Source organism: Bacillus sp. RZ2MS9, from assembly GCF_001816185.2.
GTDB lineage: Bacteria > Bacillota > Bacilli > Bacillales > Bacillaceae_G > Bacillus_A > Bacillus_A cereus.
Genome location: NZ_CP049978.1, coordinates 4,253,532 through 4,271,189 on the forward strand (window position 1 = coordinate 4,253,532; position 17,658 = coordinate 4,271,189).

The window sequence follows — 17,658 nt, forward strand, 5'->3', positions numbered from 1 at the left end:
TCCATTTGGATCGTTTTTTTATATACAAAAAAGTTCATGCACTAAGTGCATGAACTTTTTTGTGTCATCACATATGATTTAATCGCATTAAGAAAAATTCGAGCACAAGCTTCTTATCCATCTTTCCCGTCTTCATACTATAATCAGCTTCCGCTAATTCTATAATCACTTTTTTTAATTCTTCAAAAGAGAACAACTTCGTTTGATTCATTGCTAACTTTACACGATACGGATGTACACCAATATGAGACGCAATTTGATTTTGTCCATAACCACGTTGCTGTAGCTCTTTCACTTGATACAACAAGCGGAATTGACTCACTAATAACGCAAGCAATTTAATCGGCTCTTCCTGCTGCGTAAATAATCCATCCAAAATTTGCATTGCACCTGCAATATCTTTTTTCACCACTTTTTCTGTCAAAGCAAATACATTTTGCTCAACTGATTTTGGCACAAGCTCTGCAACAAGTTTCGTCGTAATCTCTCCGCCCATACCAACGTATAACGTTAACTTGTCCATTTCCTTCGCCAACATCGTTACATTACTTCCCACAAGCTCTAGCAACAAACTAACAGCCGCGTTATCAATATGCACATGCACTTCATCTGCACGAGCAACAATCCACTTCTGAACATCCTGTACTTGCATTGCATTCGCTTCTACTACATCTGCTGTTTTCTTTAATAGTTTTGTAATTTTTTTTCGCTCATCAAGTTTTTCGTAAGGCGCAACAAAAACAAGAATAGAAAATGGAGAAGGTTCACCAATGTATTCTTCTAAAATTTTTATATTTTGCTCTAACTTTTCTTTTTGCGAAGTCAAAAATAGCGGTGATTTTATTAACAGTACTTTCCGTTCTCCGAAGAAAGGAAGCGTACGCGCATCCTCAACCACATCTTCTAAATACGCTTCTTCTAAATCGTATGTCACAACATTAAACTCTCGATCTTCTTCTTCAAGTGCTTCTGTCGTAATAAGCTTTATCGTTTCATTTATAAAAAAAGCTTCCGTTCCATATATTAAATATAACGGAGCAAACTGTTTCTTTTTAATTTTTTTATGTATATCACTCATACTTTTTCCTACTCCCTAACTTGGCAATATATATTTATACTAATGCCCTAGCTTTTGTTTTACAAGTACAAAGGAACAGGCTTTATAACCCGTCCCTTTATTTATATTAAACGCCACGCAATAAGCCCCGGGTTTCTTATTGGTGTGCGGTAATCACCTTCCCTTTATTATTCGCAATAAAAATTTGAGTATAAGTGCCAACTGTTAACATGCTTGGAAACGAAAAACTCACATTACTTCATGATTTACAAGTAACAAAAAAGCTCGTTTTCTCTTCATATGGAAATTGTAGATTTTTTTCTGACAATATTTTATACTAAAGTGGAATGTTGGGGAGGGATTCTAAATGAATGATTTTGAACAAAACGTTCAAAGTAAACGCAATGACGCTATTGATTCAGGGGTAGGATTTATCGTCTCATTTGGTTTTTTCGCAACACTTTTCATCATTGCAACTGTTATTAAATTTATCGGTTCTTAAAGACTGCCACTTCATGGCAGTCTTCTCTTTTTCATCTATTATGTGTTTTATCATATGTGATTTTACTTTTAAAGGTTCCATTTTCCCCTTTAAAAACATAGGAAATAGCACCTTGCTTGTCCGTGCGCCATATCGCACTCCCCATCTTCTCAAAACGCTCTATCACTTCTTTATGCGGGTGTCCATACCTATTCTGCTTACCAACAGATATAATCGCTACACGAGGCTGTATGACGTTCAAAAAAGGCTCTATAGATGACGTATTACTCCCATGATGAGCAACTTTTAAAACATCCACTTGTAAATCTGGATATGCCTCTACTAAAATCTTTTCCCCTTCTTCTTCCAAATCGCCTGTAAATAGCCACTTCAACCCTCCAAATTTTGCCCATATTACAATTGAAGCGTTATTTTCACTTTTTTCTTTTCCTTTTGGAGCTAAAACAAAAAATTCCGCTTCATTTACACTCCAACTCTCCCCTTCCCCCACTTCAGTTATTTTCATTTCCTTTTCTAATGCCTGTTTCTTGACTACTTTTTCTAATACTGCATCTTTTCCCTTTCGGCCAAATACCACTTCTTTTACAGGTATATATGATAATAATTCTTGCGCAGCACCTATATGATCTGCATCTCCATGCGTTACGATTAATTTATCAATTGTTTTAATACCTTCTTTTTGTAAAAAGGGTATTAAAACATCATTTCCAACAGAAAATTCATGCTTTTTTTGTTGCCATTCTTCCTTATTCACACGAAGCGTTCCACCTGTATCAATAAGATAAATCCCTTTATCATACGGAAGGCGAATTAATATTGCATCACCTTGTCCAACATCAATAAATGTTACACTTCCGCTTCCTCTAAAATATGGATATATATAATGACATGTGCTAATAAAAAGAAATACACTCGCAACTATACAAACTATTTTTTTCGGCGCTCTCCGTTCCCAAACCATCAATATGCTGACAATACTCGCGCAATATACAGCTACAAGATTGAAGGGCGTTTCCCCGAAGATAAGCTGGGTAAATGGTAAACTTTCACAATAACTTAGAAAATCATTAGACATACTCAAGCCTATTGATAATACATCGGCAAATCCTTTTGCGAGAAACGGGACAATTGGCATACACAGTAAAATAATAATGCTACATGGTAATACAATGATAGATAAAAACGGAACGTATAAGAGATTGAGGAGAATGCTATATGGAGAAAAATAACCAAAGTGATATAACAAAATCGGAGTACTAACGAGCTGTGAAATGATAGAAATATAAATAGAATTCCGGATTACTCCGTTGCTACTTCCTAACAATAACGGAGCAGACAAAAGTAAAGCGAAGCTACCTACAAAAGAAAACTGAAATCCAATATTAAAAACAAGATAAGGGTCATATATAAGCATGCATATAGCTGTTACACTTAAAGCATCTAAACTAGACAAACGAATCGAGCACATAAAAGCAATCAACATCAAAACTCCTGTTATAGAAGCTCTTATAACAGAGGGTGACGCCCCTGCTAAAACCATATACAAAGGAATACAAACGATAAGGCAAATTGTTGCTACCTCCCTTGTCACACCGCTTCTTAGCAAAATAAAATATACTATCACCATTAACAATACAATGTGCGAACCTGAAATTGCTAACAAATGTACAAGACCAAATTGTTGATATTGCTCTTCCACTTCAAACGTCATTTGTTGTCTATCACCAAATAGTAATGCATTCATAAAAGCACCTGATTGCTCTGGAAACATTTCTGTAACTTTCGAGATTACTTGTTGCCTCAAAAGAAGAATCCATTGCGCGAGCGACAGTGATGTTTTATAGCATTCAGAAATATATGTAGCCTCAAATGTGAAATGAATATGTTGTTTGTATAAATAATCACGGTAATTAAAACCATGAAAATTCCGAGCTGTTTCCGGTTCTTTCCTCTCACCCTCGAATACACATGATATCCCTGCGTATAATTGTTGCATTTTTTTCTTTTCCAAGACTGATTTGATTCTATAACTTAACTGCACTATATTTTTATTCTGATCTTCAAATTGAAAAGATAGGCGATCCCCATTAACAAGCGGTGTATTTTGTATAACCCCTCTTGTAACTCCATAGGACTCTCCTAGAGGCTTATTCCACGTTTGAACATAGGAAGTGTATATGGCGCTATTAAAGCACGCTACAATACAAAAAATGAAGGTTTTACGCGAAGTGCGATATAAACAGAAGAAAACATTTAAAAAGAGGCAAAAAACTATCAATAAAAGTGACGAGGAAAAGGCAATTGCAATCCCTATTATAAATGAGATTGCAACATACCCCCATTGTTCCTGCAACTTATACTCACTCCTTATAGCATCATTTTTGCTTTCGTGAATACATGCTGTAATTCTTCCATTGATAAATTATCTTTTTCTAAAGACGCAAATAATTCTTTCAACTCTGTATAACGTTTTTGCTCCTCTAATGCAGCAATATCATATTCTAGCGGAACGTGCTTCACTGTTACGTTCGCTTGTTCAAATAACTCTATGGCGTATGGATGATTTTTATAATCCTGCGCATAATAAACCGCTGTAATACCACTTTGAATAATTGCCTTACAACATTGTAAACAAGGGAAATGCGTAACGTAAATTTCTGCTTCCTCTGTTTTCGCACCAAACTTGGCACATTGTAATAAAGCATTCATTTCGGCATGAATTGTCCGAACACAATGATTATCGATTACGTAACAACCATCATCTATACAATGTACGCCACCTTTAATTGAACCATTATACCCACCAGCAATAATTCGTTTATCGCGAACGATTGTCGCTCCTACCGCAAGCCTTGTACATGTACTACGCAAAGATAGTAGATGGCTTTGCGTCATAAAATATTGATCCCATGAAATTCGTTCCATATTTTTCACCTACTTTTTTGTCTACTTGTAGTGTAGCGAAAGAAGAAAAACTTCGTCAATCTTTTACGGAATAATAATTTGACCTTTTATCTTTTCAAGAGACTTCGCACCAATCCCATCAATCTCTAATAAATCTTCTATTTTCTGAAATGGACCATGTTCTTCTCGATATTTCAAAATACTTTCTGCCTTTCGAGAGCCAATCCCTGTAATTTTTTCTAGTTGTTCTTTCGCCGCTGTATTTATTCGAATCTTGCCATCTTCCTTAGAAGAAGTAAGCACCCCTTGTTCTGACTCATTTTTACTCGGTATATAAAGAAGCATTTGATCTTGTACAATTTGTGCTAAATTTACTTTTTTCATATCTACTTCTGATAAAAAACCACCAGCCTTTTGAACCGCATCCTTTACACGATCTCCTTCCTTCATTTCATATACCCCTTCTTTACTAACCGCTCCTTTCACATCAATTATAATTGTTCTTTTCTGTTCCTTTGTATCCGATATTTTCGGTTTACCCTTTTTTTCTATCTCCTTCTCTTGTACATTCATTGTAATAGGCGTTCGTTCTACATTCTGATTCGTTTTCCAAAAAACAAGAAAAAGTAAAGTTCCAATAATAGCTACTAAACCTAACCACTTTTTCGGAAAATCCCACATCATTTTACACCTCTAATCATAAATTTATAACATCATTCATATTGTTTAGGAGAAAGCTGTTACGAAGGAGGGATGAAACTTTGAACATAGGAATTATAGGGACAGGAAACATGGGAAATATACTAATCGATGCATTTTTAGAAACCCGTGCTGTCAAACCTTCTTGCCTTACAATCATTAATCGGACGCCCGCAAAAGCATATCATATAAAAGAAAAATACCCTTCTGTTCAGATAGCAAAAACAATCCCGGAAGTAATCGAACAATCACAACTTATTTTTATTTGTGTTAAGCCGATAGATATATACCCTATCCTAAAAAAATACGCTGAACATTTTTCTGATGAAACGTGCTTAGTTTCTATTACAAGTCCAATATCTCCATCACAATTAGAGACTCTCGTACCTTGCCACGTCGCGCGTATCATTCCAAGTATCACAAATCGCGCTCTCTCTGGCGCCTCACTATTTACATTTGGAGATAATTGCTCTGAAGAATGGCAACAAAAACTACTTCGTCTATTCAAAAACATTTCTACACCTCTTGTAATAAAAGAAGATATAACGCGCGTTTCATCTGATATAGCAAGTTGCGGTCCTGCTTTCTTTAGTTATTTACTACAATGCTTCATTAACGCTGCTGTAGATAAAACAAATATTACACACGAAGAGGCTACTACTTTAGTAAGTGAAATGGTCGTGGGGATGGGGAAATTACTTGAAAAAGAAATCTTCACATTACCTACCTTACAAGAAAAGGTTTGCGTGAAAGGCGGCGTTACTGGGGAAGGCATTCGGGTTTTAGAAGAACACGTTGGAGATATGTTCCATAAGTTAATCGAGCGAACACATGAAAAATTTGATGAAGATTTAGAATGCGTTGATCAGCAATTCAATAAACACACATAATAAATACGTCATTTTCATTCCAAATCCTTTTTATAAATACTTACTTTTTTACAATACATTTTCACTTCAACTACTATTCCCACACTTTACGCATACAATCTTCAGATTATGCTAGAACTAAAAATACATTTTCTTTATAAAACAAAAGCAACCTTCTCGGTTGCTTTTGTTTTATCCGTTTTTCTTCGCCATGAAGAAAATACGCTCTGTTTGTTCTGTAACTTCAAGTCGCTCAAAATCACCTGTTACACGAAGCACTGTAAAACCTGCTTCTTCAAGCCATTTCGTTAACTCTTCCACTTGATATGCACGTTGCACGTGACATTCGTCAAACCGATGGTACACATCTTCTTCCGGATCTTGAACAAAGAATGTTAAATCATGCTCTACACTATTTGATTCTTCACCAGGGAAGCAATTCCAAATAAGAGATATTTCTTCTCCATTCACTGTATACGTTTCATTTTGAAATACATGATGTATTTTATATAAAGAATGTACATCAAATAAAAACAAACCATCTTGACGTAAATGATGAAATACTCTTCTAAATGTTTCTTGTACTCCATCTTCTTGCAATACATAATTTAATGAATCACAAAAGATGGTTACACAATCAAACTCACCTGGAACATCAAGCTCTCGCATGTCTTGTTGATAAAAAGGAATAAAGTATCCCTCTCCTCCTAGTTTTTGCTGAGCGACTGTTAACATTTCTTCTGAAAGATCGACACCTATTAAATCGTAACCCTTTTGCACAAGCGGCAGGGTTACATTACCTGTACCGCATGCTACATCAAGAATTTTTGCCTCTTTCATATCTGCCTGCTGTAAACTTTCCTCTGTAAATTCCACCCATTTATCATAAGGGACATCATTCATTAGTTCGTCGTACAACAATGCAAATTGTTCGTATTTCATTGGCCTAGCTCTTCTGTAATATCTTCACGTGGCACATCGCCCCATAGACGCTCTAAATTATAGTGATTACGCTCATCTTTATGGAATACATGAGCAACTACATCTCCAAGATCAACTAATACCCAACGTGCTTCGTCAAACCCTTCCATACGTTGTACGTCGATTTGGAACTCATGTGCTTTTGATTTAATTTCACGTGCAATTGCTTGCACTTGTTTGTCTGAATTCCCGTGACAAATAATGAAATAATCTGCAATTGGTGAAATACCTTGCATATTTAGGACAACCATATCTTCTGCTCTCTTATCATCAGCTGCTTTTGCCGCTAATACTAATAAATCTTTATCGTTCATTTACTCATTTCCTCCTTGATAACTGCATTGTATGTTTGGAATGTTAATGGATAAATCGTCTGATCTTTTTCCATTAAAAATTGAATTGTTCTCTTTAACGCAAATAATAAAGCTTGATTTATATCCGTATATGCGAGTTTACGAGCCTCTTCCACTCCTGGAAACTTTCGCCCAGGTTCAATGTAATCAGCTACATAAATCACTTTATCTAACATCGTCATATTCTCATGACCACTTGTATGATATGTAATAGCTTGCAAAATTTCAGAATCCGTAATGCCTACTTCTTTTTCTACTAAGTATGCCCCAACAGGTGCATGCCATAACTCTTTGTTATAGCAAAGTAAATCTTTCGGCAAATCTTCACGTTTAATAATCTCTTCCATCTCTGAAATTGCTCTACATTTCGCATAATCATGGAATATAGCTGCCATCTCTGCTTTTTTTTCGTCCACACCGTATAACTTAGCAAGCTCAATCGCTGTCTCCATTACACCAATTGTGTGTATATAACGTTTTTCATGCATTTGTTGTTTGACAATATGCAGTGCATTCTCACGATTCATACAACCCATTCCTCTCGATATATACCTGTACTTTTTCGGGAAGTAAATATTTACACGTTTTCTTCTCCTTATATCTCTCACGTAATAAGGATGAAGAAACTGCAAATTCCGGAATTTCCACTGTAGTAATCTTATATGGTGTATGCAATGTATACCCAGGTCTTGCAACTCCAACAAACGTTACAAGATTAAGTAAAGCTTCAATGTTATACCACTTCGGTAAATACTCAACCATATCCCCACCAATAATAAAGTGAAACTGCACATCCGGATACTTCTTCGTCAATTGTAACAGAGTGTCATACGTATAAGATGGGCCCTTCCTACTTAGCTCTTCTAAACAAATAGAAAAGTGCTCTTCTGCCTCAGTCGCGAGCTCTAACATATGTAAACGACTTTCTACACTTGTAATATTCCGCCCTTGTTTATGTGGCGGAATCTGGTTTGGCAAGAACCATACTTCTTCCAAGTTCAAAGCGTGATATACTTCATTTGCAATTAGCAAATGTCCATAGTGAGGCGGATCAAATGTACCGCCAATGATGCCAATTTTTCTCAAAAGAAACGCCCCTTCCTTTTACATACAGCAACTCTCCTCGGTTAGGAATGAAGAGAGTTGCTATTAATAAAAGTTCAATTGGTTTCGCTCTCTACATCATTACGCATAAACGATAAAAATAGCGCATGCTAGTCTTTTTATCGAGGAAGCTTAATTTGTTTATTTTCTCTTGATTCTTTGTATAAAACGATTGTGCTTCCAATTACTTGAACGATTTCAGCACGTGCACCTTTTGCAAGTTCTTCCGCAACCTCACGGCGATCAAATTCACAGTTTTGTAATACACTTACTTTAAATAACTCACGAGCTTCTAAAGTATCTGCGATTTGTTTAATCATATTTTCATTTACTCCGCCTTTTCCTACTTGAAAAATTGGTGTTAAATGATGTGCTTGTGCACGTAAAAATCTTTTTTGTTTTCCTGTTAACATATATGTTAGCCTCCAAGCTTTTCTATAACTAATTGTTTCATTCTCTCGATATTTGGCGTGCGTCCTGTCCACATTTCAAATGCAAGTGCTCCTTGATAAACAAACATATCAATACCATTTTGAATGATTGCACCTTGCTCTTTTGCCTCACATAAAATTTTCGTTTCAAATGGATTATAAATTATATCTGATACAATCGTTCCTTTTTTTAACGAACAAATTTGTAATGGCGTATGTTCTACGTGTGGATGCATACCTATCGTTGTCGTCTGAATGATAATATCATAATTTCCTTGTTCTTCTGTCGCTTTTTCTAATGACAAAGCAACAGAATTAACATCGGCCGTACGTGCAGCAATAAGTTCCTTTGCCTTATCTACTGTACGATTGGCTACATCAATCTCTTTTACACCTACATCAGCAAGAGAAAAATAAATAGCTCGGCTAGCACCACCTGAACCAAGTAACAAAATACGTTTCCCTTGAAGTGGTTCATTACTAATTGACTGCAGCGCTCGAACAAAACCAATCCCGTCTGTGTTATAGCCAATTAATCTTCCATCCTTATGAACCACTGTATTTACTGCACCGATTTTCCTTGCCAATGGGTCAATCTCATCCAAATACTCCATAATAGCAACCTTGTGCGGAGTTGTTACATTAAATCCTGAAATACCTAATGCTTTTAAACCTCTTACTGCTTCCCCTAGCAATTCCTCTTCAACAAGGAACGCATGATAATGGGCATCCATATTCAAGTGTTCAAATGCATCGTTATGCATAACGGGTGATAATGAATGTCCAATTGGATTTCCGATTACACCATATAATTGTTTCATAAATCCCTCTCCATATTAAATTAAAGATTTACGTAGTGAAACACTTACTCCTTTTGGTACGTGTGCAACAATTTTTGCTCCTGGTTCGTTCACAGTAACCCATCCTAATCCAGAGAATACAACATCCGTTTTAGGTTCACGAATATTAAATTCGTATTTCACTAGCTCAGGCATATTTGCTAATTCTTCTGGCGTTGGTGGGCTTAGTAAATCCCCGGCATGATTTTTATATAATTCATCTGCTTTCTCAAGCTTTGTACGATGGATTGTTAAGCGATTCGAGAAGTGACAAGTAAATGCACGACGACCACCACTTACATAATCAAAACGTGCCAATCCACTAAAGAATAACGTTTGTTCTTCATTTAATTGGAATACCATCGGCTTAATTTCTTTTGTTGGTGTAATAAGCTTTAAGCTTTGCTTTCCAACATAATGAGCCATTTGGTGGTGGTTAATAATACCTGGCGTATCATATAAAGAAGACTCTTCGTCCAATGGAATATCAATTAAATCAAGTGTTGTTCCTGGGAAATGAGATGTTGTAATTACATTTTCAGTCTCATCACTAAATTCTTTAATCATACGATTAATAAATGTCGATTTCCCTACATTCGTACATCCAACAACATAAACATCTTTGCCGCCGCGATAATACTCAATAGCATCTGCTAGTTCAGCGATTCCTTGTCCCTTCGCTGCACTAATTAAAAAGACATCTTCTGGTTTTAATCCTAGCTGCTTTGCACTATAGCGCATCCAATGTTTTACTTTATCATGTTTTACTGACTTTGGAATTAAATCAGCTTTATTTCCAACAAGTAATACTTTATTATTCCCTACGAAACGATGTAAGCCAGGTAACCAGCTACCATTAAAATCAAAAATATCTACAATTTTGACTACTAATGCATCTGATTTTCCAATTCCATTTAAAATGCGTAGGAAGTCATCATCTGTTAACGATACATCTTGAATTTCATTGTAATGCTTCAAGCGAAAACAACGTTGACAAATAACTTGTTCTTTCTCTAAAGATGAGGCAGGAGCATACCCCACTTCGTTTTTATTTTCTGTTTGAATTTCTACACCGCAACCAATACATTTAATTGTTTCAGTCAAACTTTATTCCTCCCAGTTAATTAAACCTTTTTTCTTCATATTTTTCATAATTCTTCGTTCAATTTTTCGATTAAAGCGCGTTACTAATCCGTCCGTTTGTGCTACCGGTACAACTAAAATTGTATGAAGGCCTACTCGGTTTCCACCAAGCACGTCAGTCAGTAACTGATCTCCAATTACTACAACTTCATCTGGCTGCAAACGCATCTCTTGTATCGCACGCTTAAATGCGCGAACAAATGGTTTACGTGCACTATGAATAAATGGAATACCTAATGGATCAGCAAAATCTTTCACACGTTGCTCATTATTATTTGAAACGACCGTTACTTGAATGCCTTGCTCTTTCATTTCCAAGAACCATTTTTCAAGTTGCGGCGTTGCATTGGGACGATCCCATTCAATTAAAGTGTTATCTAAGTCAGTAATAACGCCTTTAATCCCACGTTTTTTTAAATCTTCTGGTTGAACATGATATACATTTTTCACATATTCATTTGGTAAAAATAGTTTCAATTTCTTTCACCTCTTTGAGGATTTTTCATAAAATTTTTCGACAACATTTTTCGATATATAACCTGTGGATAAAATTGTACACATTTTCCACATTAATTTTTCAGTTAATTTAGAATTTACTAACAAACTATACACACTTTATCCACCTAGGTATGTGGATAACCACTCGTTTGTGACTGTCATATTTTTTTGGTACATTAAATGCATCAACGAATCAATCCTTATATTATTAGGAGGTGACTCACCTTGAAAACAAAACATATGGAACAGTTATCCACTGAGTTACTCACTGAGTCTTATTATAAAGCAAAAGAACTAAAATTAAATCCCGACTTCATTTTACTTATAAAACAAGAAATCATTAGACGCTCATTAGAGGACAAGCTTGTCAAATCATCTTGATTACATATAAAGTGAAAGTTTAATCAGCCCTTACCAATCAAACAGTTAAAGGATAAATTATTAGATGCCCTGTAAAAAGAGCCATCCTACGATGGCTCTCGAATAAACAAGTACTCCCATCTAGGGGATTTCATCATTAAGTATCTTTGCCCATAACTCTTACTTACGGTTATAAAAGCTTTTCTTTATTTATGAGCTAAGCGAGTAGCTATTTTTTCACCAAGACGAAGCTCTTGTCCACTCTTTAATTCCTGCACTACTTCTATCATATCTTTTTCAAACAATAACACAACTGTTGAACCAAATGTAAAGTATGCCATTTCTTCACCTTTTTGAACAGTGTCTCTCTCATGCAAAAGCTCAATACTATTAACAAACATAGCACCTACTTTTACAAGAGCCATATGCTCGCCATCACTGCTTACTTCTGTAACAGAACGATAATTTTTTGACAGTGGTTCTTTCCCGTATTCCATACCAGCTGCATTTACCGGATATGATTTTCTACCGAGTACAAATCTTTCAGTCACAGAACCAGAAAGCGGACTATGAATGCGATGATAATGACTTGGACTCAAATAAATTACCATATATGTACCGCCTGCATATCGCGTTGCACGTTCTTCATTACCTAGCATATCCACGATTGAATAGCGCTTTCCTTTAATATCAAATGTTTTTGTATCCTCAATAGGACCATGATCTGCAAAAACACCATCAACAGGACTAACGATACTCGATGCATCTGTATCAATACTACGCTTTCCTTCTTTTAGCTTACGCGTAAATAATTCATGCAATGTTCTATATTCCTTCAAACCCTTTTCCATCTCATCTTGATTAATTTGAAAAACTTTCGCATATGATGGAATAATGATAGAGCTCAAACGAGATTGTGCAAATTTACGTAATATATAAGAAGTAAAGCGACCATTTGTAAGTTCTATCATAAGTCGATATAATGTACGTCGCAAATTGCGAAACCCCCTAATCAGTCTATAACTTTAGTTTTCCCTTCTTTTCTTTCTATATCATATGTAAAATTGGTTCTTATTCCCACATATCATATAAAGCAGCCTTATTATATATACAGAAAACTAAGTATGGTATTATTCTTAAATTATTTAGCACCTTCTAATATTACAGATAGAATCCGTCATTTTCAACAGTGAACGTGTATTTCTTCTTAGCATAACGCGTTTTCTTTTCTTATTTACAATAAAAAAAGCAGCCCATTTTAAATATGGCTGCTTCTAATACACTTTACTCTTTCGCTTTTTTCTCTTTCTCTGCCCTTACAAACTCGTGGAACATTTTCATTAAAGCACGCTTTTCAATCCGTGATACATAGCTTCTAGAAATACCAAGCGCCTTAGCGATTTCCCGCTGTGTTTTCTCCTTATCTAGCCCAAGTCCAAAACGTTTCACAATCACTTCTTTTTCTCTTTCGTCTAAAATATCGATATACTCTTTAATTTTTTCTAACTCCATACTAAGCTGAATCATATCAATTACATCTTCAGACTCTGATTTTAATATATCAATAAGCGATATTTCATTGCCCTCTTTATCTTGCCCGATCGGATCATGAAGTGAAACATCTTTTTTCGTTTTCTTTAGTACACGTAAATGCATCAAAATTTCATTTTCAATACAGCGTGCTGCATACGTCGCAAGCTTCGTTCCCTTTCCTGCAGAATAGCTCTCGATCGCTTTAATGAGCCCGATTGTACCAATTGAAATTAAATCTTCTGCATCTTCTCCTGTGTTCTCAAATTTTTTAACGATATGAGCTACAAGCCGTAAATTATGTTCAATTAAAAGATTTCTCGCTTGAGCATCACCTTGCTCCATTAACTCTAAGTACTTTCTCTCATCATCTGATGATAACGGCTGCGGGAACGCATTGTTCTTCACATAAGAAACAAAGACAAACACTTCTCGAACCATATATCCAATTGCGGCGAATAGACTCAAACCTTTCACCTCCGCCAAAATAGTGGTCTTTATTATGTGTATGTGGGCGTGAGGTTGTTTGTGTCTGTACAGTTTATTTATAAAACTCAACACTTCTAACATTTAAAATATTTTATCGTTATATTATAATTAAATAAAATTGTTATTTATATATGAATATGCTATTAAAGGGGACACTATTCATGATTACATTAGAACGATTATTAAATGTAACAATTTATTTAGGGGTATTTTTACTTTTCATTTCGTTCATTACTTTTGTTATTAAAAGAGGGCCTGATTTATTATTTTTTCAATTTGGAATTTCTTTATTTTTTGGAGCTCAAATTATAACTGGAATAAAATTTTTTCATAACTATGGTTTCTCCTTTCACTCAAAACTAGAACTACTTATCTTTATTTTCTATGTAATTGGAATTATTACATGTATACTATCATTCTTTCACTTTCAAAATCCGTATCGAATTTTTTTATTAATCTGTAGTTGTTTATTTTTAACTGGATCCAATTATTACTTTAAAGAAACATTAAATTTTAGTAAAAAAATTCCAAAGCAAAACAAAACTTTTTTAAGTACACAAGAAGACTCTTTTCCAAAAGAAGTTCGTAAATTTTCAGAGGATTACAACAACATAATAAGGAATGATTTTTATGAAATACCGATGATTCCTACTGAATTACAGATTACAAGCAAAAAAGATTCTTCTCATAGTACATCTTTCTTAGTTGAACTTCATAATAGCGAGAATGAAATTACTGATGACTCTGTACAATTAACTCCATCAGACCGTTTTTATGTGCTGTTAAATAAACAAAAAACAAAAATATCAAAAATAGTATATGAAGGGCAGAATTTTTTCACATTTACAGTCACACTAAAGGCTCTTAATTTACAGCAAGAACCAGAGATTCATAATATGTTTTTAGAAATAGATAAACGTAGAGCGATGAATCTTCTTAATTTTGAAATTAAAGCCCATACTAAAGAATGGAAAGTAATATTTAAAAGTGATAGTTCTCATTCCAATCTTCCTATCACATTTACTTTTGAAAAACGAACAGGCAAAGTATAAAAATAAAAAGAGTTATTTTCTTTGAAAAATAACTCTTTTTATTTTACTTACTCCAAATCTTTCTCCCCGCTTGGGCATCAATATAACGAATTTCCCGCCTACAATTAAAAGGTTCTTTATGTTTTTCATCTGTCGTTTGTTTGTAAAGTAGTTTGTATTTCGTTTCCTCTGCATCATGATCTAAAAACCATTCTAATTTAACTCGGATAGCCTCTCTGTATATTTCTAACGCTTTTTCTTTAGTTACTTTTGGTGTTATTTCATATGTGAGCAATTCTTTTATAAAGTTGCTAGACTCCCCCGAGTAGTGCATAACAGCACCATTTTCTGCATTGATGTTAATCATAAATTGGTTATACTCTGCCGGAATATCATTTATATATACAGAAAAGATAAATCTTTCAATCCCATCTTCTGCTTCTTCACGTTCCTCCCAAAGACGCAGATATTGTGTGATATCTGGAATAACTCGTTCTAAAAATTGAAGTGCTCTTTGTAAACATTCCTCTCTAGACAGTATTTGCTTTACTTCTTTATCATCTGTCAGTTTTATAAAACCAGTTAATTCATTGGTTAATTTATCAATTTTAACGCTAACTAAATTATTATATTTCAACATCGGTAAATGCTTTTTAAAAAATTCATTCATTAAATATGGATCCTTTTCTTCTTTCTGTTTTTGTAATTCCTCTTTCGGAACAAATTTCATCCTTATTTCATCATCATTTTCTGTCTCATCTACTTTTGTAAAACCTTCTTTATTCCAGTCAAATAATTCGAATACGTCACCTCGTTCGTTACCTTTTTTCGATTTTTCAACAGCTACAGCCGAAGGCAATTTATAATGATCTGGTCCAAATAAATCTTTACCTGTACTTGCATCAATAAACGCATGACTAGGCTCTGGTTCATATACAAGATGGTACCCTTTTACTTCTTCCCCGCTTTCATACTCACATGAAGAGTATGTTAAATCTACAAATACAAGTCTCATATCTTGTCTAGCTTTCAAATTTTCTAAAACGATATTCTCCTCAACAATTTCACTTGGCCATAACGGTTTTTTCTCTATAGCTTTTTGTCCATTGTAATGAAAATGCACAACATTACCTGAAGGGTGCACTCGCACAACGCACCCTGTATTCGGCAATGGATAGCTATTCACTTCTTGCATATAATTTACTTCTTTCCAACCGCGCCTGTCGTCCTTAACCGTTACATATGTATAGAATTCATATCCTTCTTTTGTATATTTTTTCAAGAACGCATTTGCAATCTCTCTTGCCTTCTTCTCCTCTATCGCTTCCTTGCCACTTGAAAAAGGATTTTCATCATCTATCCTAAATTCAATTAAATTACCAGTATGTCTATTCAATGTAATTTGTATCGTTCTCTCCTGATCCTCTTTATGCTCCCACCATAATAGATGATACGGGTCATCAACCCCTTCTTGATCATCTACAACAAGACTATATTCATCTGGAATATTAATAATATGAGCCACTTGCTCTTTTCTTTCTTTATCTTTTTGATTCATCATACCGCTCCCTTTATTACAATTTAAGGTAATTATAACAAACAAAACCAAAGAACTATAAAAAAAGACTAGAGATATCTCTAGTCTTCTACTTCGTTTCACGATGTAACGTTACTCGCTTTAACCGTGGACAATATTTTTTTAATTCGATGCGTTCTGGATTGTTTCGTTTATTTTTTTTAGAAATGTAATTACGATCACCGCACTCCGTACAAGCTAATGTAATATTTACACGCATATTTAATTCTCCTTTCTTTCAAAAATCGCAACTAAAACGTAATGATTACGATTTATATATTATAAAACTTCATTCTATTTGTCAATTGCAAAAACAAGAAGATTCCATTTAGAATCCCCTTGTTTTTATAGTTAAATAAATTTTCTCCCGCATTAACGGGCAGTAAGACCCCCACTGATTAAAAGCTTCACTTTATTAAAACGATTCGTATGTAACAAACTCACTAATCGGCTTTCGATATCCTCGTGGGCGAGTTTTAGTCGTATCACTTTTTCCTATCGTAATCATTAAAACAGGTACTATATGCTCCGGCATATTCAATTCACTTTGTACTGCTTTTTCATCGAAACCAATCATTGGACATGTATCATAGCCATAATATTTAGCTGCGTACATAAAAGTCATCGCGCTTAACGAAGCATTTCTAATCGCTTCATCCTCCATGAAACGCTCTCCTTTTCCTTCATATAAACCTTTCGTTTGCCTAATTGTATCTTCATATTCACATTCATCAATCATTTTTAAAACTTTCATACCGAAGTAAATATTTTCAACATTTTGGTATGCTTTTTTATCACCACAAACGAGCACTACCGCTGATGCACTCGATATTTTATATTGACCAAAAGCTAATTCTTTTAATCTTTCTTTTCGCTCTTGATCACGAATTACAACATAATGTGTGTGCTGCAAATTATAGCAAGATGGAGAAAGCTTAGTTAACTCAAATATTTTTTTAAAATCCTCATCAGGGATTTCTATACCTTGTATAAATTTCATTGCAGAACGTCTAGCAATTGCTAATTCTTCAAAGTTCACCATATATCCTCCTCGATAACTGTAAATTTAAATATACATTAATTTATACAAATAGATAAATCAAATAAAAACACTTTAAATCCGAATAATAATTATGATTAACAGCAAAAAAGACAAAAAGCTGAAACAATTAGTTCATACGAAATTCACACGAATCTATTACTATAGAAACTGTACATAGTGAACTTATTAACAATCACGTTTATTTATATAAAATCTTACTCGAAAGGAGTTGAAAGTATGAAAACTAAAT

The 17,658-nt window shown here is 34.6% G+C and carries 21 protein-coding genes; 4 read left to right on the forward strand and 17 right to left on the reverse strand.

All coding sequences use genetic code 11. From position 1 onward, the window contains the following. Positions 1-67 precede the first annotated feature (67 nt). Positions 68-1,078: a DNA polymerase III subunit delta gene (gene holA / locus BHV55_RS21670; RefSeq protein ID WP_065703161.1), complete on the reverse strand. Its 1,011-nt coding sequence runs from the start codon at positions 1,076-1,078 to the stop codon at positions 68-70. A 346-nt stretch (positions 1,079-1,424) separates the two neighbouring features. Between holA and BHV55_RS21675 the strand changes: the two genes are divergently transcribed. Next, the gene (locus BHV55_RS21675; protein WP_000997609.1) at positions 1,425-1,559 is read left to right on the forward strand and encodes a YqzM family protein; all 135 of its coding nucleotides are present in this window, start codon (positions 1,425-1,427) and stop codon (positions 1,557-1,559) included. Between the two features lie 31 nt (positions 1,560-1,590). Here BHV55_RS21675 and BHV55_RS21680 read toward each other — a convergent pair whose 3' ends face one another. The 3 genes from BHV55_RS21680 to BHV55_RS21690 all read right to left on the reverse strand — a co-directional run bounded on the left by BHV55_RS21680 (position 1,591) and on the right by BHV55_RS21690 (position 5,147). Continuing rightward, positions 1,591-3,912 (reverse strand): DNA internalization-related competence protein ComEC/Rec2, encoded by a 2,322-nt coding sequence (locus tag BHV55_RS21680; protein WP_070756955.1) that lies wholly within the window; start codon positions 3,910-3,912, stop codon positions 1,591-1,593. A 14-nt stretch (positions 3,913-3,926) separates the two neighbouring features. After that, a complete protein-coding gene (locus BHV55_RS21685) occupies positions 3,927-4,484 on the reverse strand; it encodes a ComE operon protein 2 (RefSeq protein ID WP_000439773.1) in 558 nt (185 codons plus the stop codon). Positions 4,485-4,547: 63 nt separating this feature from the next. Then, positions 4,548-5,147, reverse strand: coding sequence for a helix-hairpin-helix domain-containing protein (locus tag BHV55_RS21690; protein WP_000989929.1), 600 nt, complete (start codon positions 5,145-5,147; stop codon positions 4,548-4,550). A gap of 77 nt (positions 5,148-5,224) precedes the next feature. On the opposite strand from BHV55_RS21690, the gene comER reads away from it, so the two are divergent. After that, positions 5,225-6,052, forward strand: coding sequence for a late competence protein ComER (gene comER / locus BHV55_RS21695; protein WP_001020560.1), 828 nt, complete (start codon positions 5,225-5,227; stop codon positions 6,050-6,052). Positions 6,053-6,223: 171 nt separating this feature from the next. Here comER and BHV55_RS21700 read toward each other — a convergent pair whose 3' ends face one another. The 8 genes from BHV55_RS21700 to BHV55_RS21735 form a co-directional block, all read right to left on the reverse strand. Beyond that, complete coding sequence (locus BHV55_RS21700; protein ID WP_000873069.1) at positions 6,224-6,973, reverse strand: class I SAM-dependent methyltransferase; 750 nt, start codon at positions 6,971-6,973, stop codon at positions 6,224-6,226. Continuing rightward, complete coding sequence (gene rsfS / locus BHV55_RS21705; protein ID WP_000998173.1) at positions 6,970-7,326, reverse strand: ribosome silencing factor; 357 nt, start codon at positions 7,324-7,326, stop codon at positions 6,970-6,972. Before rsfS ends, BHV55_RS21700 begins: the two co-directional genes overlap by 4 nt. Next, entirely contained in the window at positions 7,323-7,892 is a 570-nt protein-coding gene (gene yqeK / locus BHV55_RS21710; RefSeq protein ID WP_001078477.1) for a bis(5'-nucleosyl)-tetraphosphatase (symmetrical) YqeK, read from the reverse strand. The genes rsfS and yqeK overlap by 4 nt, the downstream gene beginning before the upstream one ends. Continuing rightward, positions 7,882-8,451, reverse strand: coding sequence for a nicotinate-nucleotide adenylyltransferase (gene nadD / locus BHV55_RS21715; protein ID WP_070756956.1), 570 nt, complete (start codon positions 8,449-8,451; stop codon positions 7,882-7,884). The genes yqeK and nadD overlap by 11 nt, the downstream gene beginning before the upstream one ends. Positions 8,452-8,588: 137 nt before the next feature. Continuing rightward, positions 8,589-8,882 (reverse strand): ribosome assembly RNA-binding protein YhbY, encoded by a 294-nt coding sequence (yhbY, locus tag BHV55_RS21720; RefSeq protein ID WP_000955224.1) that lies wholly within the window; start codon positions 8,880-8,882, stop codon positions 8,589-8,591. Between the two features lie 5 nt (positions 8,883-8,887). Beyond that, on the reverse strand, positions 8,888-9,721 hold the full coding sequence (gene aroE / locus BHV55_RS21725) for a shikimate dehydrogenase (RefSeq protein ID WP_000812076.1): 834 nt from the start codon (positions 9,719-9,721) through the stop codon (positions 8,888-8,890). Between the two features lie 15 nt (positions 9,722-9,736). After that, positions 9,737-10,843 carry a ribosome biogenesis GTPase YqeH gene (gene yqeH, locus BHV55_RS21730; protein ID WP_000140799.1) on the reverse strand — a complete coding sequence of 369 codons (1,107 nt, stop codon included), beginning with the start codon at positions 10,841-10,843 and terminating at the stop codon, positions 9,737-9,739. A gap of 3 nt (positions 10,844-10,846) precedes the next feature. Then, the gene (locus BHV55_RS21735) at positions 10,847-11,359 is read right to left on the reverse strand and encodes a YqeG family HAD IIIA-type phosphatase (protein WP_000765314.1); all 513 of its coding nucleotides are present in this window, start codon (positions 11,357-11,359) and stop codon (positions 10,847-10,849) included. Positions 11,360-11,605: 246 nt separating this feature from the next. Here BHV55_RS21735 and sda point away from each other — a divergent pair, with 246 nt between their 5' ends. Further along, positions 11,606-11,761 (forward strand): sporulation histidine kinase inhibitor Sda, encoded by a 156-nt coding sequence (sda, locus tag BHV55_RS21740; RefSeq protein ID WP_000850094.1) that lies wholly within the window; start codon positions 11,606-11,608, stop codon positions 11,759-11,761. 185 nt (positions 11,762-11,946) lie between these two features. Here the strand turns inward: sda and BHV55_RS21745 are convergent, their stop codons facing one another. Further along, positions 11,947-12,735, reverse strand: coding sequence for a phosphatidylserine decarboxylase (locus BHV55_RS21745; RefSeq protein ID WP_001255000.1), 789 nt, complete (start codon positions 12,733-12,735; stop codon positions 11,947-11,949). A gap of 289 nt (positions 12,736-13,024) precedes the next feature. Further along, the gene (sigK, locus tag BHV55_RS21750) at positions 13,025-13,738 is read right to left on the reverse strand and encodes an RNA polymerase sporulation sigma factor SigK (RefSeq protein ID WP_000051382.1); all 714 of its coding nucleotides are present in this window, start codon (positions 13,736-13,738) and stop codon (positions 13,025-13,027) included. Positions 13,739-13,890: 152 nt separating this feature from the next. Between sigK and BHV55_RS21755 the strand changes: the two genes are divergently transcribed. Continuing rightward, positions 13,891-14,811, forward strand: coding sequence for a hypothetical protein (locus BHV55_RS21755; RefSeq protein WP_083320096.1), 921 nt, complete (start codon positions 13,891-13,893; stop codon positions 14,809-14,811). Positions 14,812-14,854: 43 nt separating this feature from the next. Here BHV55_RS21755 and BHV55_RS21760 read toward each other — a convergent pair whose 3' ends face one another. The 3 genes from BHV55_RS21760 to BHV55_RS21770 all read right to left on the reverse strand — a co-directional run bounded on the left by BHV55_RS21760 (position 14,855) and on the right by BHV55_RS21770 (position 17,408). After that, positions 14,855-16,348 carry a YcdB/YcdC domain-containing protein gene (locus BHV55_RS21760; protein ID WP_070756957.1) on the reverse strand — a complete coding sequence of 498 codons (1,494 nt, stop codon included), beginning with the start codon at positions 16,346-16,348 and terminating at the stop codon, positions 14,855-14,857. An 88-nt stretch (positions 16,349-16,436) separates the two neighbouring features. Beyond that, on the reverse strand, positions 16,437-16,586 hold the full coding sequence (rpmG, locus tag BHV55_RS21765) for a 50S ribosomal protein L33 (protein WP_001265617.1): 150 nt from the start codon (positions 16,584-16,586) through the stop codon (positions 16,437-16,439). 195 nt (positions 16,587-16,781) lie between these two features. Continuing rightward, complete coding sequence (locus BHV55_RS21770) at positions 16,782-17,408, reverse strand: nitroreductase family protein (RefSeq protein ID WP_000245976.1); 627 nt, start codon at positions 17,406-17,408, stop codon at positions 16,782-16,784. Positions 17,409-17,658: the final 250 nt, after the last annotated feature.